The sequence below is a fragment of the Scytonema hofmannii PCC 7110 genome (assembly GCF_000346485.2).
Taxonomy (GTDB): domain Bacteria; phylum Cyanobacteriota; class Cyanobacteriia; order Cyanobacteriales; family Nostocaceae; genus Scytonema; species Scytonema hofmannii.
On sequence record NZ_KQ976354.1, the window covers coordinates 3,500,342 to 3,521,246 of the forward strand.

A 20,905-nucleotide genomic window follows, 5' to 3' on the forward strand; every position below is an offset into this window, starting at 1 on the left:
TCTAGATTAAAGAGTTCATTTCATTGTAGAAACTTTTTACAAAAAATAGAGATTTTATCAGTTGGCGATAAGCTGGGTACAGCTTGCGCTTCGCGATCGCATTCTTCGTCTTAGACTAAACCCTTCAATGGTAATAACCTAAGGGTTTAACTTACTCGAATGGACGCATACTTCCTTGAAAAAGGGAAAATGTCTTCTTTATATTTTATCATTTGATAACAACACCTTAATATCAAGCTACCAATCGAGTTAGAGCTTGACCTCACATTCCTACCAGCTTAGAAGAACCACTGTAAAAGCGTGGCTACTAAGACTGACACTTTAGGAGAAATGCAGCATACAACTAAAAAAAGAAGTTTATCTGAAATTATTGCAGGAGATGTTTAAAGCATCAGCATGACTCTACCTAGTATGACTGGGCTGTGAGTTGATAGTGTTATCTCTATTTATTAATATCATTTACAGTGAAATTAGTATACACTTTATAAAGTAGATTTAGTAAGGAATTTGATTGTAAGAAAAGAAGGAAAAGGCAGGAAACAAATAGAGCAAAGTTTGAAGAAAATAAATCTTGAAAGTAGTAATCGTTAGAAATGTGGTTAGTGGTGAGAGATACACTTGGCATTTTTGAGTAAAACGTGGTATTATATAACACAAATACTGTTTAGACACAATGACCCTCTACCAATACCAGATTGGTGGTAGCCTCACTACTGATGCACCGAGTTACGTAGAAAGAAAAGCAGATTCGGAATTGTACAACGCCTTGAAAGAGGGAGAGTTTTGTTACATTCTCAACTCAAGGCAGATGGGCAAATCCTCTTTGATGGTTAAAACGCGTCAGCGATTGCAGGAGCAAGGCTTTAAATGCGCCACGATAGATATGACCAATATCGGTAGTGAAAACATCACTCCATTACAGTGGTACAAGGGAGTTGTGGCTGAATTATGTTCTGGTTTCAAGCTGTATAAGAAAATCAACTTCAAGGCTTGGTGGAGCGAGCAGGAAGGCATCTCTCTACTGCAGAAATTGAGCCGCTTTATCTCTGAAGTTCTGTTAGTAGAATTTCCTAATGAAAGACTTTTTATCTTTATAGACGAGATTGATAGTATTCTCAGCCTAGACTTTTCAGTAGACGATTTCTTTGCCTTAATCCGCTACTGTTACAATCAACGGGCTACCAATCCTAACTATAATCGTGTTACTTTTGCAATTTTTGGAGTAGCAACCCCATCAGATTTAATTCAAGATAGAACTTGTACACCATTTAATATTGGAAAAGCTATAGAAATTCACGGGTTTCAATTAAAGGAAGCACAGCCATTAGTCAAAGGATTGGCAGATATACCAGTGAATCCACCCCAAGCAATTTTGAAAGAAATATTGGATTGGACTGGTGGACAGCCCTTTCTCACCCAAAAATTGTGTCAGCTAATTGTCACTTTTATTCAGAAATCCAAAACAACAGGTGTATCGATATTTCCTGGGACAGAAGCATTTTGGGTAGAAAGGGTTGTCAGAGAAAGGCTGATCGATCAATGGGAATCTCAAGACGATCCAGAACATTTGCGAACAATCCGCGATCGCATCCTAGCAAATTCGCACCGTGCAGGAAGACTGCTTGGCGTATATCAAAAAATTTTGCAGGGAGAGAAAGTTCCAACTGATGACAGTCGAGAGCAAATCGAATTGCTGTTATCAGGTTTGGTTGTCAGACAACAAGGTTATCTTCAAGTGAAGAACCGGATTTATCAAGAAGTTTTCAACTTAGCGTGGATAGAAAAGCAATTAGGATTTCTGCGTCCCTATTCTCAAGCTTTCGATGCTTGGATTGCGTCAAAGCAAACAGATTCTTCAAGGTTATTGCGCGGAAAAGCATTAATTGATGCTCAAATTTGGTCGCAAGGCAAAAGCTTAACCGACTTAGATTATCAGTTTTTAGCTGTTTCTAACGAATTAGATCGGCGAGAGATGCAACAAGTATTAGAAGCACAACGACTTAAAGAAGTTGAAGCTCGCCTTACAGAGGAGAGAAGAAGGTTAGCACAAGAAAAGAAAACTGCTAGAGCACAACGGTTACTGATTATGACTTTAAGCATCGCTTTTTTGAAAACTCTCATGTTGGGAGGAGTCATTGTCCATCAATATCAGCAAAAAGTGGTTAACAATCAAAAACAGACTACCAGTATAATCAGTGACCAGTGACCAGTGACCAGTGACCAGTAACCACGGGGCAAAAAACCCGGTTTCTCTCTGTGGTCAAGCTTGATATATCGTATGCTCAACGATAAAGTTACCGGGTTTTTGGGATTACGTGACCACTAACCACCAACCACTTGTTTAATAATAATTGAGTAATGATGATTATTGATTGAGAAATTCTACAATACCTAGAACCAACTCTATTGAGATTAGGAGGGTTTTATCGGATGCTAAGTACTCCGACTCTAATTGGGCTGATAATTGCAATAATTGGTGTAGTTGCTTGGATTGGTGGTAGTCTGAGAGTTGCTAACCTCGAACTAAATCTTAAAACAACAAAGGGGCGTATCACATTTATCTTTGCTGTGTTACACGTTTTGGGAGGATTGGCAATTATCATTATTGATTTGTTGCTCTAGTGACAATTGAGGGGGTCAGTGGTTAAAATACTACACACTTCATGCCTCCTTGGATGCTTCAGCCCTATGTTCCGGAAGAGAAAAGCACTTGCTACCATAGCCATTGGCTTTCCCGTTGCTCCTTTAATCGCATTAGTACCCGTGCAACAAGTGGCACAAAATCAACTGAGTCCACCGGAATGTAGGGTGGCAAAGTGGGAACTACCTGTAACCTCTCAAAATCAACCTCAAAATCCCACAAATCAAAAGCCTGTTATACCACCACTAGTACCCATCCAAAAGTCGCCTTTTCCTTGTTGCAAAGATGATATCTCTTGTCTGGATAAGCAATTATGGGGAGAAAACAATCAACTCCCAGACAAAAAAGCACTGATAACATCTGTCGATCGCAGCCTGCAATATTTGTCTTCCAATAACGCTGCCGCACCTTACCAAGGTTATCAAGTAGAGGGAATTACACAAGAACGTGTGATTAAAAGTTTACGAAGGTTCCGCGAACTTCTGCAAAAATCTAAATCTCCCATAGATCTTAATGCAGCGATCGCAAGAGAATTTGTCTTGTACCAATCTGTAGGAAGTGACAGCAAAGGCTCGGTTTTGTTTACTGCCTACTACGAGCCAGTTTATGCAGCCAGTCGCGTTCCCACAGTAGAATATCGCTATCCTGTTTACCGTTTACCTCAAGATTTACAATCTTGGTTAAGACCCCATCCTACACGCTTAGAATTAGAAGGTGCTGATGGATTGCAAGCCTCAAAAGGTCGATTGCGAGGACAGGAGTTGTTTTGGTTTCGCGATCGCTTGGAACCATATCTAGCACAAATACAGGGTTCGGCTCGATTGAAGTTTCCTGATGGCAAGCAAACAACTATCGGATACGCTGGCAATACTGCTTATAACTATAAAAGTATTGGGAAATCACTAGCAGAAGATGGCAAGCTTCCACTAGAAGGAATGACTATGCCAACTATTTTGGAATATTTCCAGAAATATCCACAAGACTTAAATATTTATATTCCTCGCGATCGCAGCTTTGTGTTTTTTCAAGAGAACCACGGCTCACCCGCACGAGGTTCTATTGGCGTACCACTCACAGCCGAGCGTTCAATAGCAACGGATAAATCTCTAATGCCTCCTGGTGCCTTGGCTTTGATTAGAGCATCTTTTCCCTTTGTGAACAAAGCTACTGGCAAAATGGAACACCGGATTGTGAGTCGTTACGTTCTCGATCAAGATACAGGAGGTGCAATCAAAGGCGCAGGTAGAGTAGATTATTTTCTAGGTACTGGTCAAGTCGCAGGCGATCGTGCTGGTGTCACAGTCAGTCGCGGTCAATTATACTATCTGTTGTTGAAGTTGTGATTGGGCATTGGGCATTAAGTTATTTTCCCTACTCCCTACTCCCTACTCCCTACTCCCAACATTTATCAATCGTTACAAATTGATAACCTTGTTCTATCAATCTGGGGATTAAAACTGCTGCTGTTTCGGCAACATCCTGTCCGCCACAAGCACCATCATGCAAAACAATCAGTGAACCATTACACACCTGCTTGAGAACTCGCTGTATCACAGTGGTTACACCCGGACGCACCCAGTCTTCTGGAACAACACTCCACATCACGGGGCGGTAATTCCACTGATGCAATAAGTTTAATGTTGCAGGTGTAAATAATCCATTTGGGGGACGGACATCACGTACTCTTTCGGGTTCTAGCTGACAAGCATCATAAATAGCTGCTTGGGTTTTCTCTAAACTTTGCTTGAGTTCAGTTGGAGATAGCATGGGAAAATTTCGATGATCGTAGCCATGCAATCCAATCCAGTGACCGCGATCGAAGATTTCTTGCGCTATTCGAGGCGATCGATTTACACAAGCACCCAACCAAAAAAAACTAGCTGTAATATTGTAACGATCCAAAACTTTCAACAGTTGCGGCGTGTACTGAGGATGAGGTCCATCATCGAACGTCAGGGCAACAAATTTGGAATTGGCATCCCCGCACCAAAGGCAATTAGGGAACGTGGGTTTGAGAATGCGGTAAAAGAGTGGGAAAAGCGGAGCAAGCTGCATACAGAGTTGTAAGTTCCTCTGCACATTATAACCAAAAGATATTGACCATCTATTAGCTCTATACCAGCGATCTACGCTGCTATAAGTAAATCAAAAATCATCGTTGTTACGATACACCAATTAACAAATTAGCAGATTGAGTATCTATCGTTGAATGCACGTAAGCCATGAATAAAGACCGTTCCTCTGGATACAAGCGTCTTGGACGCATTGTTTCTCTGTCTACAAACAATCCTTTTTGCCACCCCTCTGCAGCCAGCGTTTCCTGTTCTTTATAAAAGCGGAATTGCATGATAGCAGATGCGTTTTTTAGTTCAGAAATCCACGTCTCCACCCGCACGCGATCGCCCAAATAAAGCGGCGATTTATAGGTGATGTTGGTTTGAACTAGTACCGGGACAAACCCTTGCTGAGAGATTTCCTGTATTGGCATCCCAACGGCTTCGAGAAGTTTTGTCCGTCCAATTTCCATCCATTGGATATAGACAATGTTGTTTACATGTCCCATGAAATCAATGTGGAAAGAATACACCTCTAACTCAAAAAAAATCTTTTTCATCTTGCATCCTTTAAGTCACCATCTAGTGACAATGTAACATAGTCACTAAATGGTGACAAGTAGATGAGAACGATTCATGGCTCGCGATAAAGAAGAAACAAAGGCACGAATTCTGGCAGCAGTTGGTAAACTCTTGGCAGAATCAGGCTTTCAGCAATTGGGGGTGAATGCGATCGCCCGTGAAGCAGGCGTCGATAAAGTGTTGATTTATCGATATTTTGAGAACCTTCCCTCCCTGCTACAAACCTTTGGCAAAGAGGGTAACTACTGGATTACAGTTGAAGAATTAGTTGGGAATGAAACAGATGTCGATGCCGAATCGCTGGCTGACTGGATGATTTTGTTCTTAACGCACTTTTTAGATGACTTGCAAAAACGACCTGTTACGCAGGAAATTATGCGGTGGGAGTTACTTGAAGGTAATGAGTTAACCCATGAGTTGGCAACGGTGCGAGATCGGGTAGCAATTGATAGTGTGGAATTTTTGAGACAAAAGTGTTCCTTCCCGTCAGATAAAGATATTCCAGCGATCGCTGCAGTGTTGATTGCTGGAATTGTTTATCTAGTTCTGCGAACCAAAGTCAGCAATACGTTTTTGGGAATTGACTTTAGTTCACCAACTGGATGGCAACGGATCGAAAATGCGATCGCGTCTTTAGTTCAGGCAACTGTTGAGTAGTCAGTAAAATGCACCCAAATTAAATATAGAAAAGTTCGTAAAATGTTGTTACTTTGAGATTACAGGCACGCATTATCGACGTAGAATGGAAAACCCCTCAAGTATTGAACAAATCTGGCAGTCTCCCCCAGAACCGATCGCTCAAATTCTTAATGCACCATCTCCACCAACCATCCTGCTCTCTCCCAATCGTCAATGGATGGTAGAGTTAGAAAAACCATCATTACAGGCGATCGCTCACTTTGCAGAGCCAGAAATTCCATTGGCAGGGTTGCTCTTAAATCCCAAAACCAATGCACTCTCACGCCTGTCATTCTACCAGAATTTAAAAATTCGGGCAGTCAGTGTAGGAGATCGCGATCGAACAGTAGTCCTACCTGAAGGCGCTCAGATTGGCTATATTAGGTGGTCACCTAACAGTCAAAAACTAGCCTTTACCCTCACTCAAGACACGGGATTAGAACTGTGGGTTGTAGATGTCGATAATCTTACCTCGCAACAAATAACCGAGCCAACACTGAATGCAGCCTATGGAGAACCATACCGTTGGCTGTCTGATGAAGCACTGATTTGCAAATTCATTCCAACCCATCGAGGAGAACCCCCAGCTAAACCAAACGTTCCTTCGGGACCTATCATTCAAGAAAACTTTAGCGGTAAAAGTCCAAGTCGTACCTACACAAATCTCCTAAAAAACCCTCACGATGAGGCGTTATTTGAATACTACTTAACCGCAAACTTGGAAAAAGTGACTTTAGATGGTCAGCGCACACTACTAGTATCAGAAAGTCTTATTTATGAGGCTGTACCCTCCCCAAATAGCAAATATCTTCTACTGACTCAGCTGCACCGACCATTTTCTTATCAACTACCAGCCTCATTTTTTCCCAAAACCCTTCAAGTGATAGATGACACGGGCAAATTGATTTATGAAGTTGCTGACGTGCCACTTTTCATGCGCCATACAACAAAATTTGACGAAGTGCGGACAGGAAGAAGAGAAATATCTTGGCGGAATGATACTGAAGCGACATTGCATTGGGTAGAAGCTTTAGATGAAGGCGATCCTACCAATGATGTTGCCAAACGGGATGCTTTGTATGAATTAGAAGCACCTTTTACAGCTACACCAAAGCAACTTTGGCAATCTGAATATCGCTTTAATCATATTATTTGGGGCAAGGAAGATGTAGCCCTGGTGTGGGAAAGATGGTACGACACGCGTAAAGAGCGGGTTTGGCGCATCTACCCACAAGCGCCCGACTCACCTCCACAATTATTATTTGACCGCAGTTTTGAAGATAAGTACACCGATCCGGGGTCACCGATGACAACTTTAAGTCCTCATAGATACCGAGTTTTACGCTTTGCACCACAAAGTAATACCATTTATCTCAGTGGTCGTGGGGCATCTCCCAACGGTGTTCACCCATTTTTGGATAGTCTGGATTTAGAAACTGGGGACATACGACGCCTGTGGCAATGTCAAGACCCTTATTTTGAAGATATTTCCTATATGCTAGATGATGAAGCACAAACTTTGATCTCTCACCGCCAATCCAAAACTGAGCCACCCAATTATTTTTTGTTTAATCGGACTAACAACCAAATTCCTCAGGCGATCACTCATTACCAAGACCCTGCTCCTCAGTTAGCTGGATTGCAAAGTGAGTTAGTCAAATATCAACGGGCAGATGGCGTGCAATTATCTGCAAAACTCTACTTGCCTCCTAGTTATGATGCCACTCGTGATGGGACTCTGCCAATTTTATTTTGGGTGTATCCACAGGAATTTAAAGATAAGGAATTTGCAGGGCAAATTAATAGTTCTGAAAATACCTTCAGTCGTCCGAGTTATGCATCTGTTTTATTTTTGCTAACTCAAGGTTATGCAGTTCTTTCCGGTCCGACAATGCCAATTATTGGTGAAGATAATGTAGAGCCAAATGATTCTTATGTGGAACAATTGATTGCAGGAGCAAAAGCAGCAGTTGATTGTGTGGTTGATCGGGGTGTTGCCGATCCTCATCGTATTGGTATTAGCGGGCATTCCTATGGCGCATTTACTACGGTGAATTTATTAGCGCATACAGATTTATTCTGCATGGGAATAGCTAGGAGTGGGGCGTATAATCGCACTTTGACTCCTTTTGGTTTTCAACAAGAGCAGCGCCATTTTTGGGAAGCGACAGAGACTTACATTGATATGTCTCCCTTTACTCATGCTGCTAAAATCACAGCCCCACTTTTACTTATTCATGGAGAAAAAGATAGTAATGCCGGTACATATCCTCTCCAAACCGAAAGATTGTATGAAGCATTGAAAGGGTTGGGAGCAACTGTTCGCAGTGTGATATTACCATTAGAAGACCACGGCTATTACTCTCGGGAAGCAGTAGCTCATGTACTTTGGGAAATGGTGAACTGGTGTGATAAGTATCTGAAATGATTAATGCCACGTTGTATCATATTGGGTTTGGACGAGATGACCTTGGGGAGAATCCACCAAGCATTGCTCTTTTGTCTGGCGATCCGGAACGGGCAAAGTTAATTGCTCATTCTTACTTACATTCGGTGCGTCTTTTGTCGGAAAATCGCGGGCTGAATAGTTATATGGGTGTTTTACCCAATGGGCGATAAGCTGGGTACAGCTTGCGCTTCGCGATAAGCCGGGTACGGCTTGCGCTAAGAGCGATCGCTCTTGTGTGCAACGAGTGGTATGGGTGCATCATCTACAAGTATCGTTGTTCATGAGCTAGTACAAGTTGGTATTCGGCTCATTATACGCGTTGGCAGTTGTGGTTCTATACAAGAACACGTGACAGTTGGTAGCACGGTGATTACCAGTGCTGCTTTATGCCGTCAAGGTGCAGCTAATGACATTGCACCTGTAGAATATCCCGCCGCCGCAGATCCTTTTGTGACAGTTGCTCTAGTTAATGCAGCAAACACTCTGAATGTCAAGTACCATCTTGGTATTACGGCATCAGTTGATACTTTTTATGAGGGACAAGAGCGATCGCAGTCAGTTCAGAGACCTCTGTTACGCTCTTTAAGTGGAATTACGGAAGAATATCGTTCTTTAAATATACTGAACTATGAAATGGAGTGCGGCACTTTGTTAAAGATGGCAGGTGTTTACGGTGTTCGAGCAGGTTGTATATGTGGCGTTATTGCCCAACGCACAGTGAAGGAAGACATTGTGTTAGCAGAAAAAGACACTGCCATTGACAATGCCATTCGGATCGCTATAAAAGCAGCAGAACAATGGGAAGAACCAGTACGAGTCGTTGGCAACTGAATCAGGGTACCGCTTCTTGTTTAAAGTTTTAATGAAGAGTTGCTTATGCTCTCGAAATTCGTTAGCATCAAATTTTCATCATAATTTAGTGCAGACGTATTATGGATATTAGCCGCGACATTGATTCACTTTCCAACTTCAAACTGCATACGTCGAAGTTCTTGGAACAAATGAAAGAAACAAAGGAACCTGTGGTGTTGACCATTAACGGGAAGGCAGAGCTTGTGGTGCAGGAAGCACAAGCGTATCAGGCTCTTCTTGACCGTATCGAGTACCTGGAAACGGTCAAAGCGATAGAGCAGGGCTTACAGGATGCAAAAGACGGTAAAACCATTGCTATAGAAGAGTTTGAAGCGAGAATGCGGCAAAAACATGGCATTCAAGGTTGAAATCTCTTTACGCGCCAGTCAGCAGATAGAAGAAGCGTATCTTTGGTTAGAGGAGAGAAACCCTGTTGCCGCTAACAAGTGGTTCAATGGCTTGATGACAGCGATTCACTCGCTGGAAGATTCTCCCCGACGTTGTGCCAAAATACCAGAGCAGGACGACTTTCCCCAAGGGATTTACCAGCTAATTTACCAAAAAAAGTACCGCATCATTTTCTTGGTTCAGGATGAAGAAGAAACGGTGTATGTCTTGGCCGTTCGCCATACAGCGTACAAACCTTTAGAAAATGACGATTTCGAGATTCTATAAAATTCTCCCCCATCGACTCAACCAAAAATTCTTAACAGTTGACCAGTTATGTATACGGTACAAGGAGATTAACTGGTAACTGGTCACTGGTCACTGGTCACTGTTATTTCAAAGCGATCGCCTGGGGTTGGTTCAATCACCTGTACTGAAAGATGATTTTGTGCAAGCAACGAACGAAATTCCGCAATACTACCAGTAATTTGAAGGAAAGAATTTAGCAATCCTTCAAAAACCACATCACCGCCTGATGCTGTATGAATCATCACTTGCGGTTGCAACCATTGAGCAACTTCTAAAGCGTGTTTTCTGCCCCTAATAATAGGACCAACTAATGGCAACCCTAAATCATATTGTGGTGTAATAACAACATCTATGGGAGCAAATTGCTTAAGTGAGGGAGAATGATGCCCGTGCGGTTCGTAATATACACTGAAGCCAGTTTCCAACTCTTTGATGATGTAACCGTTCTCAACCAAAGTCGGACCGATTGAAGAACCGGGAGTTGCTGTGATTGCGACACTCCGATCCAGATTAAACGTCTCGCCATGAGCGAGTGCCGTGATTTCTGTGTAATTTAACTGCTTTACCACTTTAGCTGCATTGGGAGACGCCACAACAGGAATGTTGCGATCAATTTGCTTTAGTGTTGGTGTATGAGCATGGTCTTCCAAACCTTGAGACAGCACAATTAGGTCAATATTTTCTGGTATCGTGCGTTCTTTAGTCCGAAAACCTTTGAAGAACCAATCCAAATTGCCAAAGACGAGGGAACCTACCAGCCAAGGATCGATGAGTATTCGTTTTCCACCCATCTCAACCAACCATGAATTGCTGTCTAACCAAGTTAAGTACATAAAGTTTTGTAAAGATAAGACCTAACTATAATTATCTGTTATTGGGGAGACCGTGCCAATACGGACGTTTCGGTACGCTAAGGAAAAACTCGAAATGCGGAAATTCATGTTTATGAAGGGTTTCAGCGAGTGTCAAAAGAATGGAAAATTTTCGTATTCAGCGCAAAAAGTTGGTTTTGTATGCCTGTTTTGCGGTTATTGTGATAACCCACATTCCGTAGTTCAAAATGTAGTACAAAAGGCTACATAATGATGTCTGAGTATGAGTAAATAATAAGACACATAAAGGTTCAGTAAACCCGCATTTAGTTGCTATGAACTCCGAAGCCTTACGATATCCTCTATCAAAAAGTCGTTCTCTTTTCTCTATTTTTCGTTACATACTTATAAATTTTCACGCCTACCTACTTAATCGCTTTCGCCATATTTGTTGTAACGACCTTCGCCATATTTAGCTGCGTTGCCAGTAGCATTACTGCATCCGCAAATTAAATCGTGATAGCCGTTTGTATCTTCTGTGATAGATAAAAGAATGCGACCCATGTCAGAGTAAATCACCATACCCTTTTTGAGGAAGGCATTGAACTGAATTTTAGCGGTATCTGCTACGTTCAGCCGTTCTATTGGGCTATCTGCGTTGTAGCAAATCATCGAAACGCCTTGAGAGCCTTCCAAATCAGTTACACGGAGGGTATTTCCCCGTTTGATTACGCCATGCCAATAGGCACCGCCCGGTAGCTTTTCATCCACTAAGTGAAGGCTTGGATCGATTGTTGTGATCGGCGAAATAGATGCTTGCACCATAAAATTTTCCTAATGAGCAGTTTACGGGTTAACATTTCCTTCATTACGTAATATACTTGCCAGTCTATCCTTATATTCCTGAAATATGGGATGACGTTTGACTTGAGGATCGGATTTGCTTGGCAATTGGATTTGCAATTCTTGCTTAATTGTACCTGGTCGCACGCTTAATACGTAGATACGTTGAGATAGAAAAATTGCTTCTTCAACATCGTGAGTAATCAGAAAAATTGTCGTGTTTGTGCTACGCCAAATTTCTAGTAGAAATTGTTGCATGACTTCTTTCGTCTGTACATCCAACGCACCAAAGGGTTCATCCATGAGTAAAATTTTGGGTTTTGATGCTAAAGCACGAGCGATCGCTACCCGTTGCTTCATCCCACCGGAAAGTTCCTGCGGTAGCGCTTTAGCAAATCCCAATAACCCCACGACTTCTAAATAATAAGTGGCTTGTTGTCTTCTGAGTACTTTAGACACACCTTGCAGTTTTAAGCCAAATTCTACGTTTTCTATCACACTCATCCACGGATAGAGAGTATAACTTTGAAATATCATCCCCCGATCGGAGCCTGGTCCTGTCACGCGTACTCCATCAACTAAAATATCCCCCCCTGTCGGAGTATCTAACCCCGCAATTAACCGTAGCAATGTTGACTTACCACAACCACTGGCTCCTAGTGCACAGACAAACTCGCCCTCTTCTACGTACAAATTGATGTTTTTAAGTACAGTCAACAAACCGTGTCTAGTTTTGAATTGTTTGTGGAGTTGATTAACTTCTAAATGCATAAAGAACCTTAATCCTCAGCCCACTTACAAAAAACACGTAGTAACAACCGAAACAAAAGGTCAATTGTTAAACCAATCAAGCCAATAACAATCAACCCAGCAAAAATTTCATCAGTTTTGAGATATCTTTGGGCAACACTAATCCTACGACCTAAACCTTCTGTAGCCGCTACTAATTCAGAAACGATTACTAAGTTCCAAGATGCTGCCATATTAACCCGACAAGCATCAATGATATTAGGCAGAATAAATGGAAAAATGACTTGCAGTAAAACTTGTTTTCTGTGACCCCCTAAAGTATAAGTAGTTTCCAATAAGTGCTTGGGAACAAATTTCACTGCATCCATCACCATTAAGGTGTTAAAAAACAGTGTGCCGATAAAAATCAGCATAATTTTTGGAGTTTCTCCCAGTCCCAGATATAAAATTAGTAAAGGAATAAAAGCTGGGGCTGGCATATAGCGCACAATACCAATAATTGGTTCTAGCAATGCCCGAAAGCTGGCAAAACTCCCCATTAAAGTGCCTAAAGGAATAGAAAACATTGCCGCCAGTAAAAACCCAGCAACGACCCGAAACAAGCTAAAGGCAATATCTTTTTGCAAATCACCACTTGCTAAAAGCCTTTGAAATGCACCCCAGACCTGACTGGGAGTAGGAAGAAATAAAGATGGGATGAATCCAGTATTAGAAATAACCCACCACAGAAGTATAGGGACAGTAATGGATAAGAACATTAAAGTCCCAGCCAAGTTTTGAGGAATATCCTCAGCAATGCGCCAAAAAACGGTTTGTGATAATATTTTATGAGGACGATTAGAGTTAACTTCCTGCGAGTCTTCAGCGTATTGGTTCATGATTTTTGCTTTGCGGCATAGGCTTTGACAAAGCGATCGTCAAAGAGTTGGTTAAGATTAGGCGCTTGTTTTGATAAACCAGCTTCAACAAGAAATTTACTAATTTCTCCAGCAGCGTAACTAAGCGATGTCATGTCTTGACCGGGACTAAAAGCTTGTAAATTCTCTTTTATTGTAAAAATTTTAGTGCCTGCGTCGTATGCCTTATATTCTGAAATTGACACACCAGCACGTTTTGCCATAATTTCGTAAGCTTTGTCTCGATTTGCTTTGATAAAATCTAAAGTAGCAAACCAAGTGTTTACTAAAGCTTGTACATCTTGTGGACGTTCATTAATGAGTTGGCGGCTGACGACTAAGTGGTCAGGAATTGCACCAGGAAAGTCTTTGGAACTGAACAATTCCTTACTGCCAGAACGTGATAATGCCTTTGTGGTGAAAGGTGCAAAAACTCCGACTGCATCAACTTTACCAGCAACAAAAGCTGCTGCTGCTGCACCTGTTTCTAGTGGCTGAAACTGAATATCGGCTTGAGTTAAATCTGCTTTTTTCAAACCCAGCAACAATAGAAAATGGTCAACTGTTCCTTCTTCAGCAGCAACTGTTTTACCTTTAAGGTCAGCAATGCTGTTAATTCCTTCTCGGACAATAATTTTGTCATTACCAGTTGAATTATCGTTGACCAATACAATGACTTGATCCGAGCCTGCCGCTACTGAGCTAATCGTATCATTCAACGTTTGGGTATTGGCATTAAGTTGACCTGCTCGTAGGGCATTGATAGAATCTAAATAGCCATCAAACCACTTCAACTCTACATTAACTTTATTCGTCTCAAATAAGTTTTGCTCTTGAGAAACTTGCCAAGGAAACCAACCTGGCCAAGCACTAAAGCCAAACTGAATTGGTACAGTGCTAACTGGGGTAGTAGAATTTAGCGGCGTAGAAGTTTGCTGGTTGGGAGTACAACTGACTGCGATCGCAAGACTGAGTAAAAAAACTGCGAATAAAGACGATAACTTACGAATATTCATAGGTAGTTCCCGAATTGTACAGTACGTTGGCGATCGCAATGCCGTATTCACCAACTTTTCGCACATCTTCTGAATAGAGTGCTTTTAAGAAGGTATTAATTCCAGCAAAGTGAGTTTCCCACAAGAATAAGTTAGGAATCGAGCGATAGCGTATGCTGTGTGTTGCCTCTAAACCTAGAAGCTATTAATTTTTACCTAATTACTAGTATTCGTTTTTAGCATTTCTATATCTATCAAAAGGCATTACAAAAAAAAGTATCACAAGTTACAAATTTTAGAAATTTGTCTACAATAGCACATCGCGATCCCCTATTACGAAGTAGCGTATCTAGGTTTGTTTCGGAGGTGACTAGCCTCACTTAATTGAAAGCCATACAAACAGATCTCGCGAAAGCGGCTTTGTTTGTATGGCTGCGGTTGAATCCGCCTAGTTCTTATTAAATTGGCACAGATGGCAAGACGCCCACAACTCTTTATGATGCAACAGCAGTTGCAAGTGCTTCAGTTGCAGGTGCTTCAACTGCAGCAGCAGATGCGTAAACGCTTACTTTCTTGCGAGTTTTGCCCTTACGTTCAAAGGTAACTACGCCATCAATTAAGGCATACAGAGTATCATCACTACCGATACCAACATTGTTACCAGGATGAAACTTTGTGCCGCGCTGACGCACAAGGATATTTCCCGCGCGAACAGCTTGACCACCGTAGCGTTTGACACCTAGTCGTTGAGCATTAGAGTCACGACCGTTGCGTGTACTACCCGTTCCTTTCTTATGAGCCATGATTTCCTCTTGTGTCTCTTTTTCTTTCTATCTATTTATTAGGAGATGAGTTCCCAACAACGGGCTGTAGCTTTTTATGCTTCAGTTGTTGCAGACGCTTCTATAGTATCAACTGCAGCCTCTTCTGCATTAGTTTCTAGCGCTTCTGGAGGTGGAACAGTTCCAACTTCGCTATCAACTTCACTTACTTGAGCCGGAGCCGGAGCCTCTGTAGTTTCTCCTGTAGCCAGAACAGAACCGTTAAGACTGATAGAATCGATCATTAATCTGGTAATTTCCTGGCGGTGTCCCCGCTTTTTACGGGTTTTCTTTTTCGGCTGCATTTTATACACCAGGACTTTGCGACCTCTCAGATGTCGCAACACCGTTCCTTCTACCTTTGCTCCTGTCACAAGTGGCTGTCCAATAGTGACATCACCATTGTGCTGCACCAACAAAACCTTGTCTATTGTGACTTTTTCATCCGGTTGGGCAGAAAGCAATTCGATATCATAAAAGCGACCTGGTTCGACTTTTATTTGTTTGCCGCCAGTTTCAATAATTGCGTAGGTCATGGAATTGTCCTTGAAGTTGCCGTACAGGTAGCTGAACCACAGGCTTTTAACAAGCAGCCCAGCTTTTATATCGTCTTCCACCTGATCCGAGCAGGAATTAGACAGACAGTCTGTAATTTTAACCTACTAAATTGTTAATTGTCAATTAAATTAGGCTTTGCCAGTTACTAGCGCTAATTGTTCAACCGCTTGTTGATTTGTAGACGCAAAAGATGGAGCAGATAAAGAGCAAGCTTTCCACTCCGATCTTACTGATACATTCAGCAATTCACACGTACCCCCACGCAACCCTTGTGGTGTGTAATAACGACAGTACCGACAAGATGAAACACAAGATTTTAAGGTTGTCATGATTAAAAAATTAAATTGAAAAATTTGAGTTGCTAATTGAAATCTTCTCCATATAAGTATGGCTTCCCGATCTTAAAATTAGAATAGAAATTCGATAAGTTTCCGAAAAACTTTGTATTTCTCAATATTACTTCATTGAGAATTTTTACTTAAGTACAATTAATATAAAGTTATGTAGTAACACTGACATATTTAATTTTCTGTAATGTAATAGTAAATTTCAGCTTTGGTGGGCTATGCCGCACAACAGCTTTATGTAGTGGGCTTTAGCCCTACCTACATACATTTCTTATTTAGAAACTACCAAATTTTACTAACCTCTGTACGGGTGTAGAGCCTTGCACCACTACTTTATCCTCCTCACAAAATCCTCAATTTCTTTTTCTAAAACAGTAAATGCGGGAAAAAGGAAACAGTACTAATAACTAATGCCCGCTCCCTAATCCCTAATCCTTAATAACTATGTTTCACAAAATTTTAGTTGCAATTGATACTTCTGAAATTGGACAACATGTTTTTGACGAAGCAGTGACTTTGACAAAAGCAGTCAATGGAAATCTTATGTTACTGCACGTTCTCTCTCCCTTTGATGGAACAGGATATCTCAACCCTGTATTGCTACAACCTAGTAGCGTTTATCCAACCCTACATACGGAAGCTGTCAATAAATATATGCAGCAGTGGGAAGAACTCAAGCAAGAGAGACTAAATATGCTGTTTTCTTTTGCTCAAAAAGCAAACAAAATAGGTGTTCAAGCAGAAATTTCTCAGAATTTAGGCGATCCCGGTCGTACAATTTGTGAAGTTGCACAGAGCTGGAATGCTGACTTAATTTTAGTGGGTCGGCGCGGTCGTAGGGGGTTAAGTGAGTTTTTCCTTGGTAGTGTCAGTAACTATGTGTTACATAACGCTTCTTGCTCTGTTCTCGTAGTTCAAGGACCAGTTCACAATACTACAGAAGAGTCTGAAGTGACTAACGCAGTTTCTGCTTAATTGTAAGAAGAAAGTAAGGGGCAATGCTCAATGCCCCTCATAACTTCTAGTCTCGTCGAGCACTACGTATGCTACGAGTAAGTTGCTGTTCCATTCTTTCGAGTTGCTGTCTTTCTTGACGACTTAGTCTTCCATCTCGGAGAAAACGTCTTTTTGTGGCTTCAAGAGCTACTTGTTGACGTTGAATATCTCTCTGTGCTGAACGATTTATTGTGGTGTGTCTTCTGTTTTGAACTATGACATTGCGGTTATATTGTTGCGGATAAGAAGCTCTGCGATAATAAACTTCACCAGCAGAGGCTACTGTGGGAAAGAAAATTGTTGCAATACATAGAGCCGTGAAAGTCAATTGTTTCTTCATTGTGTTAATCCTCTTTATGGGCATTTGTCATTGAGTATCATTCTTTCCCTCACTCCTTAGACTGAGGACGTGGTGGAATTCCTAATGCGTTAGTTAATTCTTCCTCAGTCACTCCCAGCTTTGCAGCACCACCTTTGATGTCAAGGCGCGGGCGGCTTTGACGTTCATTTTCACTGGATGAATCTGTGGGATTGGTAGGCACTCCTACAGCTTCCTTCAAAGTTGCTTCAGTCACTCCCAATTTCTTGGCAGCTTCGGCAAAATTTGGACGCGGTGGCAGTCCCAATGCGTTAACCAACTGTTGTTCTGTGACACCTAACTTTGCCGCAGCACCTTTAATATCAAAACGGGGACGGCGTGGACGCTCATTTTCGTTTGCCTCAGTATTAGCAGGTACGCCTAAAGCTTCTTTTAACTTTGCTTCAGTCACTCCTAACTTTTGAGCAGCTTCAGCAAAATTTGGGCGGTATCGTCCTCTCCACCTTCGTTGTTCGTTCGGTTGTGATGCATCCTGTGCGATTCGATCGGAATTATTTGCTGTTGAACTATCAGCACCTGCCAAACTGCAAGCACCCATCAGAATAGGAATAACTGCTAAGGCTAACAAGCGATAAATTTTCATAAGATGTTTTTTAGTATGTAGAAGAAATAAACTTTGCTGTTGCCAGGTAATCGGGGAAGAGAAAAATTTCCCTTGCCCCGTTGCTCAAGTCCCTACTGGAGGTGTTGATGTTTTTTATTAAGCCAGCCTGAAATGACAGCTTGCCGTGCATCTAAATTACAGTTTTGTAATTTAGGTAGGGAATAAAAGTGTGCTAGAAGGTTAGGATGTCTATGAATATTTTGTTTGTTGAAGATGAGTCAAAAATTGCCAATTTTGTCCAAGCCGGGTTGAAAGAACAGGGATTTGTCGTTGATTACTGCGATAATGGTGATGAAGGATACATTCGAGCAATGGAGAATCAGTACGATGCTGTCGTACTTGATATTATGGTACCGGGTAAGGATGGGCTTTCTATCCTTAAACATTTGCGTCGGGCAGGGCGGAATGTGCCAGTGATTTTACTGACGGCTCGTAATGAATTAGATGACCGACTTGAAGGGTTCAACCTTGGGGCAGATGACTATATTGCCAAACCGTTTTTTGTTGAAGAGTTGGTTGCCCGCATTCATGCTGTTATCCGTCGAAGTACTGGCGATCGCCAAAACCTACTTTGCGTTGGTTCAATCAAATTGGATCGTATTACGCGAGAAGTCACTTGCAATCAACAGGTTGTGGAACTGACGACTCGCGAGTTCAATCTCTTAGAATACTTGATGCGTTCTCCCGGACGAGTTCTTACCCGCACGCAAATCCTAGAACACGTTTGGGGGTACGATTTTAACCCAAATACTAATGTAGTTGATGTGTGTATTCAAAGAATTCGTAAAAAAATAGACACGATTGGAGGATCGGATGGGATTGAAAGTGTGCGGGGAGTTGGGTATCGTTTTTGTAAGCCAGAGTCTTGATAGTGCAACTTCGTTCGTTTCGTCTCCGAATCGCTCTGTTATCTGCCGCACTTGCTGGTAGTGCCCTGATTGGATTTGGGGTAACTGCTTGGTGGCAAATTTCTGATGCCAAACTCAGTCGCCTTGATGCACAGTTGGAAAATCGTCTATTTCTAGTAGCTAGCCCACGATTTTACAATCGCTGGCAGTCCTATGAAACTTTAATAGAACGGGAATTGAAGACCGATACAGAAACACCCGTTGCACTTTTGGTGATGGACAGAAATGGTACTATTCTATACCAATCTAATTCCTGGTCAGTTGAGTTGAAAGCTAATAGCTTGTGGTCTCCACGTCCACATTTTTTTCGCATACCTACACCTCCCGATAGGCAAAGTCCTCTATCTTCATCAAGCGAACAACAGCCTCGAAAAAAATTGCGTTCGCGTTATCGTCGTTCTTTAGGTGAACCGCCTCCCCCTCCGCGATTTGTTACCCAACAAACTACAGAGGGAACCTGGCGTGTTGGTGCAGTGACTTTTCCTCAAGCCTTAGTTGCGATCGCAGTCAGCTTAAACGCTGTTGATCGAGAAATGGTTGCGATTCGCAATATCTTCCTCGTGTCGATACCTGGTGCGCTTCTTTTAGTCGCCGGAGGTGCGTGGGGAATTTCTGGCAGTGCTTTACGTCCAATTCGGAGATTAAACAAGGCAATTGAGCAAATAACTGTCAAAGGGCTAGATCAAAGGGTTCCTCTTGGTACAAGTGATGTTGAATTTGTCAAGTTAATTCAAGTGTTTAACCAGATGTTGGAACGTCTCGAACGCAGTTTCAAACAAGCGTCTCGTTTTAGTGCTGATGCTGCCCACGAACTGAAAACTCCACTTGCCATTCTACAAGGAGAATTAGAACAAACTTTGCAACAAGCGGAACCTGGTTCTCAAATACAACAAAATCTGAGTCATTTGCTAGATGAGGTGCAGCGTTTTAGTGGGATTGTGCGTAAACTGCTACTGCTATCTCTAGCCGATACTGGGCAAATGAGTTTGCATCAAGTAGAGGTAGATATATCTCAACTCTTAATCGAGATGACGGAAGATATAGAACTGCTTGCACCTCACTTAAATGTTCAAACGGAAATGACTTCTGAATTGCGTACTTGGGGCGATCGCGATCTACTCACTCAAATTTTACAAAACCTCCTCAGTAACGCGATTAAATACAATCTTCCAGAAGGTTGGATAAAAATTTACGGTTACCAGCAAGTAGGAACTGTGTTTGTCACTATTAGGAATTCCTCTCAAAATATTCCACCAAGCGATCGCGAACGAATTTTTGACCGTTTCTATCGCGGCGATCCTGCCAGAACGCGTAAAGTTGATGGTGTGGGATTGGGGCTGAGTCTAGCAAGGGAAATTGCGAGATATCATGGTGGCGACTTAACTCTTGACCCAACACCAGTCCGTCAGACTGCTTTTACTTTGCGTTTGCCAAAAAGATAAGCTTTGCTAATAGTTCTTCCATAACATAAGTTGACATTGAAGAAAGGTTTGATAAAATTTAGACAACCTTTGCAAATGAATGAGTATTTTTAACACTCCCATCTTCTGCGAGCTTAAGCTTTATTCTACGGGCATAATTTAAATACTCCCTTAAAAGCCAGAATTTGCGAGTCTTACTACATTAATTGTAAAATAGTAACAAAAGGAGGATGTACTACAATACAAAATTTTTTTAAGCAAATCTTAATTTTTTAAGAAAATATTTTGAATAAGTTGTTTAAAAGATTAAATTAAAAATAAGTGAAATGAAAATTATGACCTAGTAAAAAAACAAAATATAATCAAATTATTTACCAATGTTGAATCAAGTCCTGGCATTGAATACAGACAGATGTATTAGAGCGAACTTTTCAGTTGGCAAAAGCTTTAAGATGTAGCTTTTTGTTTTTGGAGTCTTTCTACAAAAAACTGTTGAGTGTAGTCTGTCACTTAGCGAAGAAAGGCAAAGTCAGCAGGAATTATTGTAAGCTCTTAATACAAAAACAAGTATAGGTGTGCTCTGCGATACGGTAAGGCAACCCCTCAAGTTGATTTAAGTCGAA

24 protein-coding genes are annotated in these 20,905 nt (G+C 41.6%); 12 read left to right on the forward strand and 12 right to left on the reverse strand.

Going from position 1 to position 20,905, the window contains the following annotated elements:
• Positions 1-673 precede the first annotated feature (673 nt).
• The 3 genes from WA1_RS14910 (at position 674) to mltA (ending at position 3,984) form a co-directional block, all read left to right on the forward strand.
• Positions 674-2,206: an AAA-like domain-containing protein gene (locus tag WA1_RS14910; RefSeq protein ID WP_017742549.1), complete on the forward strand. Its 1,533-nt coding sequence runs from the start codon at positions 674-676 to the stop codon at positions 2,204-2,206.
• Positions 2,207-2,430: 224 nt separating this feature from the next.
• A complete protein-coding gene (locus WA1_RS14915; RefSeq protein ID WP_017742550.1) occupies positions 2,431-2,622 on the forward strand; it encodes a hypothetical protein in 192 nt (63 codons plus the stop codon).
• A gap of 66 nt (positions 2,623-2,688) precedes the next feature.
• Positions 2,689-3,984 carry a murein transglycosylase A gene (gene mltA, locus WA1_RS14920; protein ID WP_017742551.1) on the forward strand — a complete coding sequence of 432 codons (1,296 nt, stop codon included), beginning with the start codon at positions 2,689-2,691 and terminating at the stop codon, positions 3,982-3,984.
• A 49-nt stretch (positions 3,985-4,033) separates the two neighbouring features.
• Here the strand turns inward: mltA and WA1_RS14925 are convergent, their stop codons facing one another.
• Together WA1_RS14925 and WA1_RS14930 are read right to left on the reverse strand one after the other, a co-directional pair.
• Positions 4,034-4,696 (reverse strand): polysaccharide deacetylase family protein, encoded by a 663-nt coding sequence (locus tag WA1_RS14925; protein WP_017742552.1) that lies wholly within the window; start codon positions 4,694-4,696, stop codon positions 4,034-4,036.
• A 106-nt stretch (positions 4,697-4,802) separates the two neighbouring features.
• Positions 4,803-5,255 (reverse strand): acyl-CoA thioesterase, encoded by a 453-nt coding sequence (locus WA1_RS14930; protein ID WP_017742553.1) that lies wholly within the window; start codon positions 5,253-5,255, stop codon positions 4,803-4,805.
• Between the two features lie 76 nt (positions 5,256-5,331).
• On the opposite strand from WA1_RS14930, the gene WA1_RS14935 reads away from it, so the two are divergent.
• The 6 genes from WA1_RS14935 to WA1_RS14955 all read left to right on the forward strand — a co-directional run bounded on the left by WA1_RS14935 (position 5,332) and on the right by WA1_RS14955 (position 9,931).
• Positions 5,332-5,934, forward strand: a complete 603-nt coding sequence (locus WA1_RS14935; protein WP_017742554.1) for a TetR/AcrR family transcriptional regulator — start codon at positions 5,332-5,334, stop codon at positions 5,932-5,934.
• Between the two features lie 85 nt (positions 5,935-6,019).
• The gene (locus WA1_RS14940; RefSeq protein WP_017742555.1) at positions 6,020-8,383 is read left to right on the forward strand and encodes a S9 family peptidase; all 2,364 of its coding nucleotides are present in this window, start codon (positions 6,020-6,022) and stop codon (positions 8,381-8,383) included.
• Positions 8,380-8,574, forward strand: coding sequence for a nucleoside phosphorylase-I family protein (locus WA1_RS59795; protein WP_272819140.1), 195 nt, complete (start codon positions 8,380-8,382; stop codon positions 8,572-8,574). The genes WA1_RS14940 and WA1_RS59795 overlap by 4 nt, the downstream gene beginning before the upstream one ends.
• Positions 8,575-8,653: 79 nt before the next feature.
• On the forward strand, positions 8,654-9,235 hold the full coding sequence (locus WA1_RS14945; protein WP_272819141.1) for a phosphorylase family protein: 582 nt from the start codon (positions 8,654-8,656) through the stop codon (positions 9,233-9,235).
• A 101-nt stretch (positions 9,236-9,336) separates the two neighbouring features.
• The gene (locus tag WA1_RS14950) at positions 9,337-9,624 is read left to right on the forward strand and encodes a type II toxin-antitoxin system Phd/YefM family antitoxin (protein WP_017742556.1); all 288 of its coding nucleotides are present in this window, start codon (positions 9,337-9,339) and stop codon (positions 9,622-9,624) included.
• Positions 9,608-9,931, forward strand: coding sequence for a type II toxin-antitoxin system RelE/ParE family toxin (locus tag WA1_RS14955; protein ID WP_017742557.1), 324 nt, complete (start codon positions 9,608-9,610; stop codon positions 9,929-9,931). The genes WA1_RS14950 and WA1_RS14955 overlap by 17 nt, the downstream gene beginning before the upstream one ends.
• A gap of 83 nt (positions 9,932-10,014) precedes the next feature.
• Here WA1_RS14955 and WA1_RS14960 read toward each other — a convergent pair whose 3' ends face one another.
• The 8 genes from WA1_RS14960 to WA1_RS56955 all read right to left on the reverse strand — a co-directional run bounded on the left by WA1_RS14960 (position 10,015) and on the right by WA1_RS56955 (position 15,956).
• The gene (locus WA1_RS14960) at positions 10,015-10,785 is read right to left on the reverse strand and encodes an MBL fold metallo-hydrolase (protein ID WP_017742558.1); all 771 of its coding nucleotides are present in this window, start codon (positions 10,783-10,785) and stop codon (positions 10,015-10,017) included.
• Between the two features lie 408 nt (positions 10,786-11,193).
• The gene (locus WA1_RS14965; RefSeq protein WP_017742559.1) at positions 11,194-11,589 is read right to left on the reverse strand and encodes a DUF1989 domain-containing protein; all 396 of its coding nucleotides are present in this window, start codon (positions 11,587-11,589) and stop codon (positions 11,194-11,196) included.
• Positions 11,590-11,610: 21 nt separating this feature from the next.
• Positions 11,611-12,378, reverse strand: a complete 768-nt coding sequence (locus WA1_RS14970; RefSeq protein WP_017742560.1) for an ABC transporter ATP-binding protein — start codon at positions 12,376-12,378, stop codon at positions 11,611-11,613.
• Between the two features lie 8 nt (positions 12,379-12,386).
• Positions 12,387-13,235: an ABC transporter permease gene (locus tag WA1_RS14975; RefSeq protein ID WP_017742561.1), complete on the reverse strand. Its 849-nt coding sequence runs from the start codon at positions 13,233-13,235 to the stop codon at positions 12,387-12,389.
• Entirely contained in the window at positions 13,232-14,269 is a 1,038-nt protein-coding gene (locus tag WA1_RS14980) for an ABC transporter substrate-binding protein (protein ID WP_017742562.1), read from the reverse strand. The genes WA1_RS14975 and WA1_RS14980 overlap by 4 nt, the downstream gene beginning before the upstream one ends.
• A gap of 473 nt (positions 14,270-14,742) precedes the next feature.
• Positions 14,743-15,051: a 50S ribosomal protein L27 gene (gene rpmA / locus WA1_RS14985; RefSeq protein WP_017742563.1), complete on the reverse strand. Its 309-nt coding sequence runs from the start codon at positions 15,049-15,051 to the stop codon at positions 14,743-14,745.
• 74 nt (positions 15,052-15,125) lie between these two features.
• The gene (rplU, locus tag WA1_RS14990; protein WP_026134556.1) at positions 15,126-15,605 is read right to left on the reverse strand and encodes a 50S ribosomal protein L21; all 480 of its coding nucleotides are present in this window, start codon (positions 15,603-15,605) and stop codon (positions 15,126-15,128) included.
• Positions 15,606-15,755: 150 nt separating this feature from the next.
• The gene (locus tag WA1_RS56955; RefSeq protein WP_158516640.1) at positions 15,756-15,956 is read right to left on the reverse strand and encodes a hypothetical protein; all 201 of its coding nucleotides are present in this window, start codon (positions 15,954-15,956) and stop codon (positions 15,756-15,758) included.
• Between the two features lie 462 nt (positions 15,957-16,418).
• Between WA1_RS56955 and WA1_RS14995 the strand changes: the two genes are divergently transcribed.
• The gene (locus WA1_RS14995) at positions 16,419-16,949 is read left to right on the forward strand and encodes a universal stress protein (RefSeq protein WP_017742565.1); all 531 of its coding nucleotides are present in this window, start codon (positions 16,419-16,421) and stop codon (positions 16,947-16,949) included.
• 46 nt (positions 16,950-16,995) lie between these two features.
• Here WA1_RS14995 and WA1_RS15000 read toward each other — a convergent pair whose 3' ends face one another.
• Together WA1_RS15000 and WA1_RS15005 are read right to left on the reverse strand one after the other, a co-directional pair.
• Positions 16,996-17,310 carry a hypothetical protein gene (locus WA1_RS15000; RefSeq protein WP_017742566.1) on the reverse strand — a complete coding sequence of 105 codons (315 nt, stop codon included), beginning with the start codon at positions 17,308-17,310 and terminating at the stop codon, positions 16,996-16,998.
• A gap of 49 nt (positions 17,311-17,359) precedes the next feature.
• Positions 17,360-17,932 (reverse strand): hypothetical protein, encoded by a 573-nt coding sequence (locus tag WA1_RS15005; RefSeq protein WP_017742567.1) that lies wholly within the window; start codon positions 17,930-17,932, stop codon positions 17,360-17,362.
• A gap of 212 nt (positions 17,933-18,144) precedes the next feature.
• On the opposite strand from WA1_RS15005, the gene WA1_RS15010 reads away from it, so the two are divergent.
• On the forward strand, positions 18,145-18,822 hold the full coding sequence (locus tag WA1_RS15010) for a response regulator transcription factor (RefSeq protein WP_026134557.1): 678 nt from the start codon (positions 18,145-18,147) through the stop codon (positions 18,820-18,822).
• A gap of 2 nt (positions 18,823-18,824) precedes the next feature.
• Positions 18,825-20,303, forward strand: a complete 1,479-nt coding sequence (locus WA1_RS15015; RefSeq protein ID WP_201789095.1) for an ATP-binding protein — start codon at positions 18,825-18,827, stop codon at positions 20,301-20,303.
• Positions 20,304-20,905 lie beyond the last annotated feature (602 nt).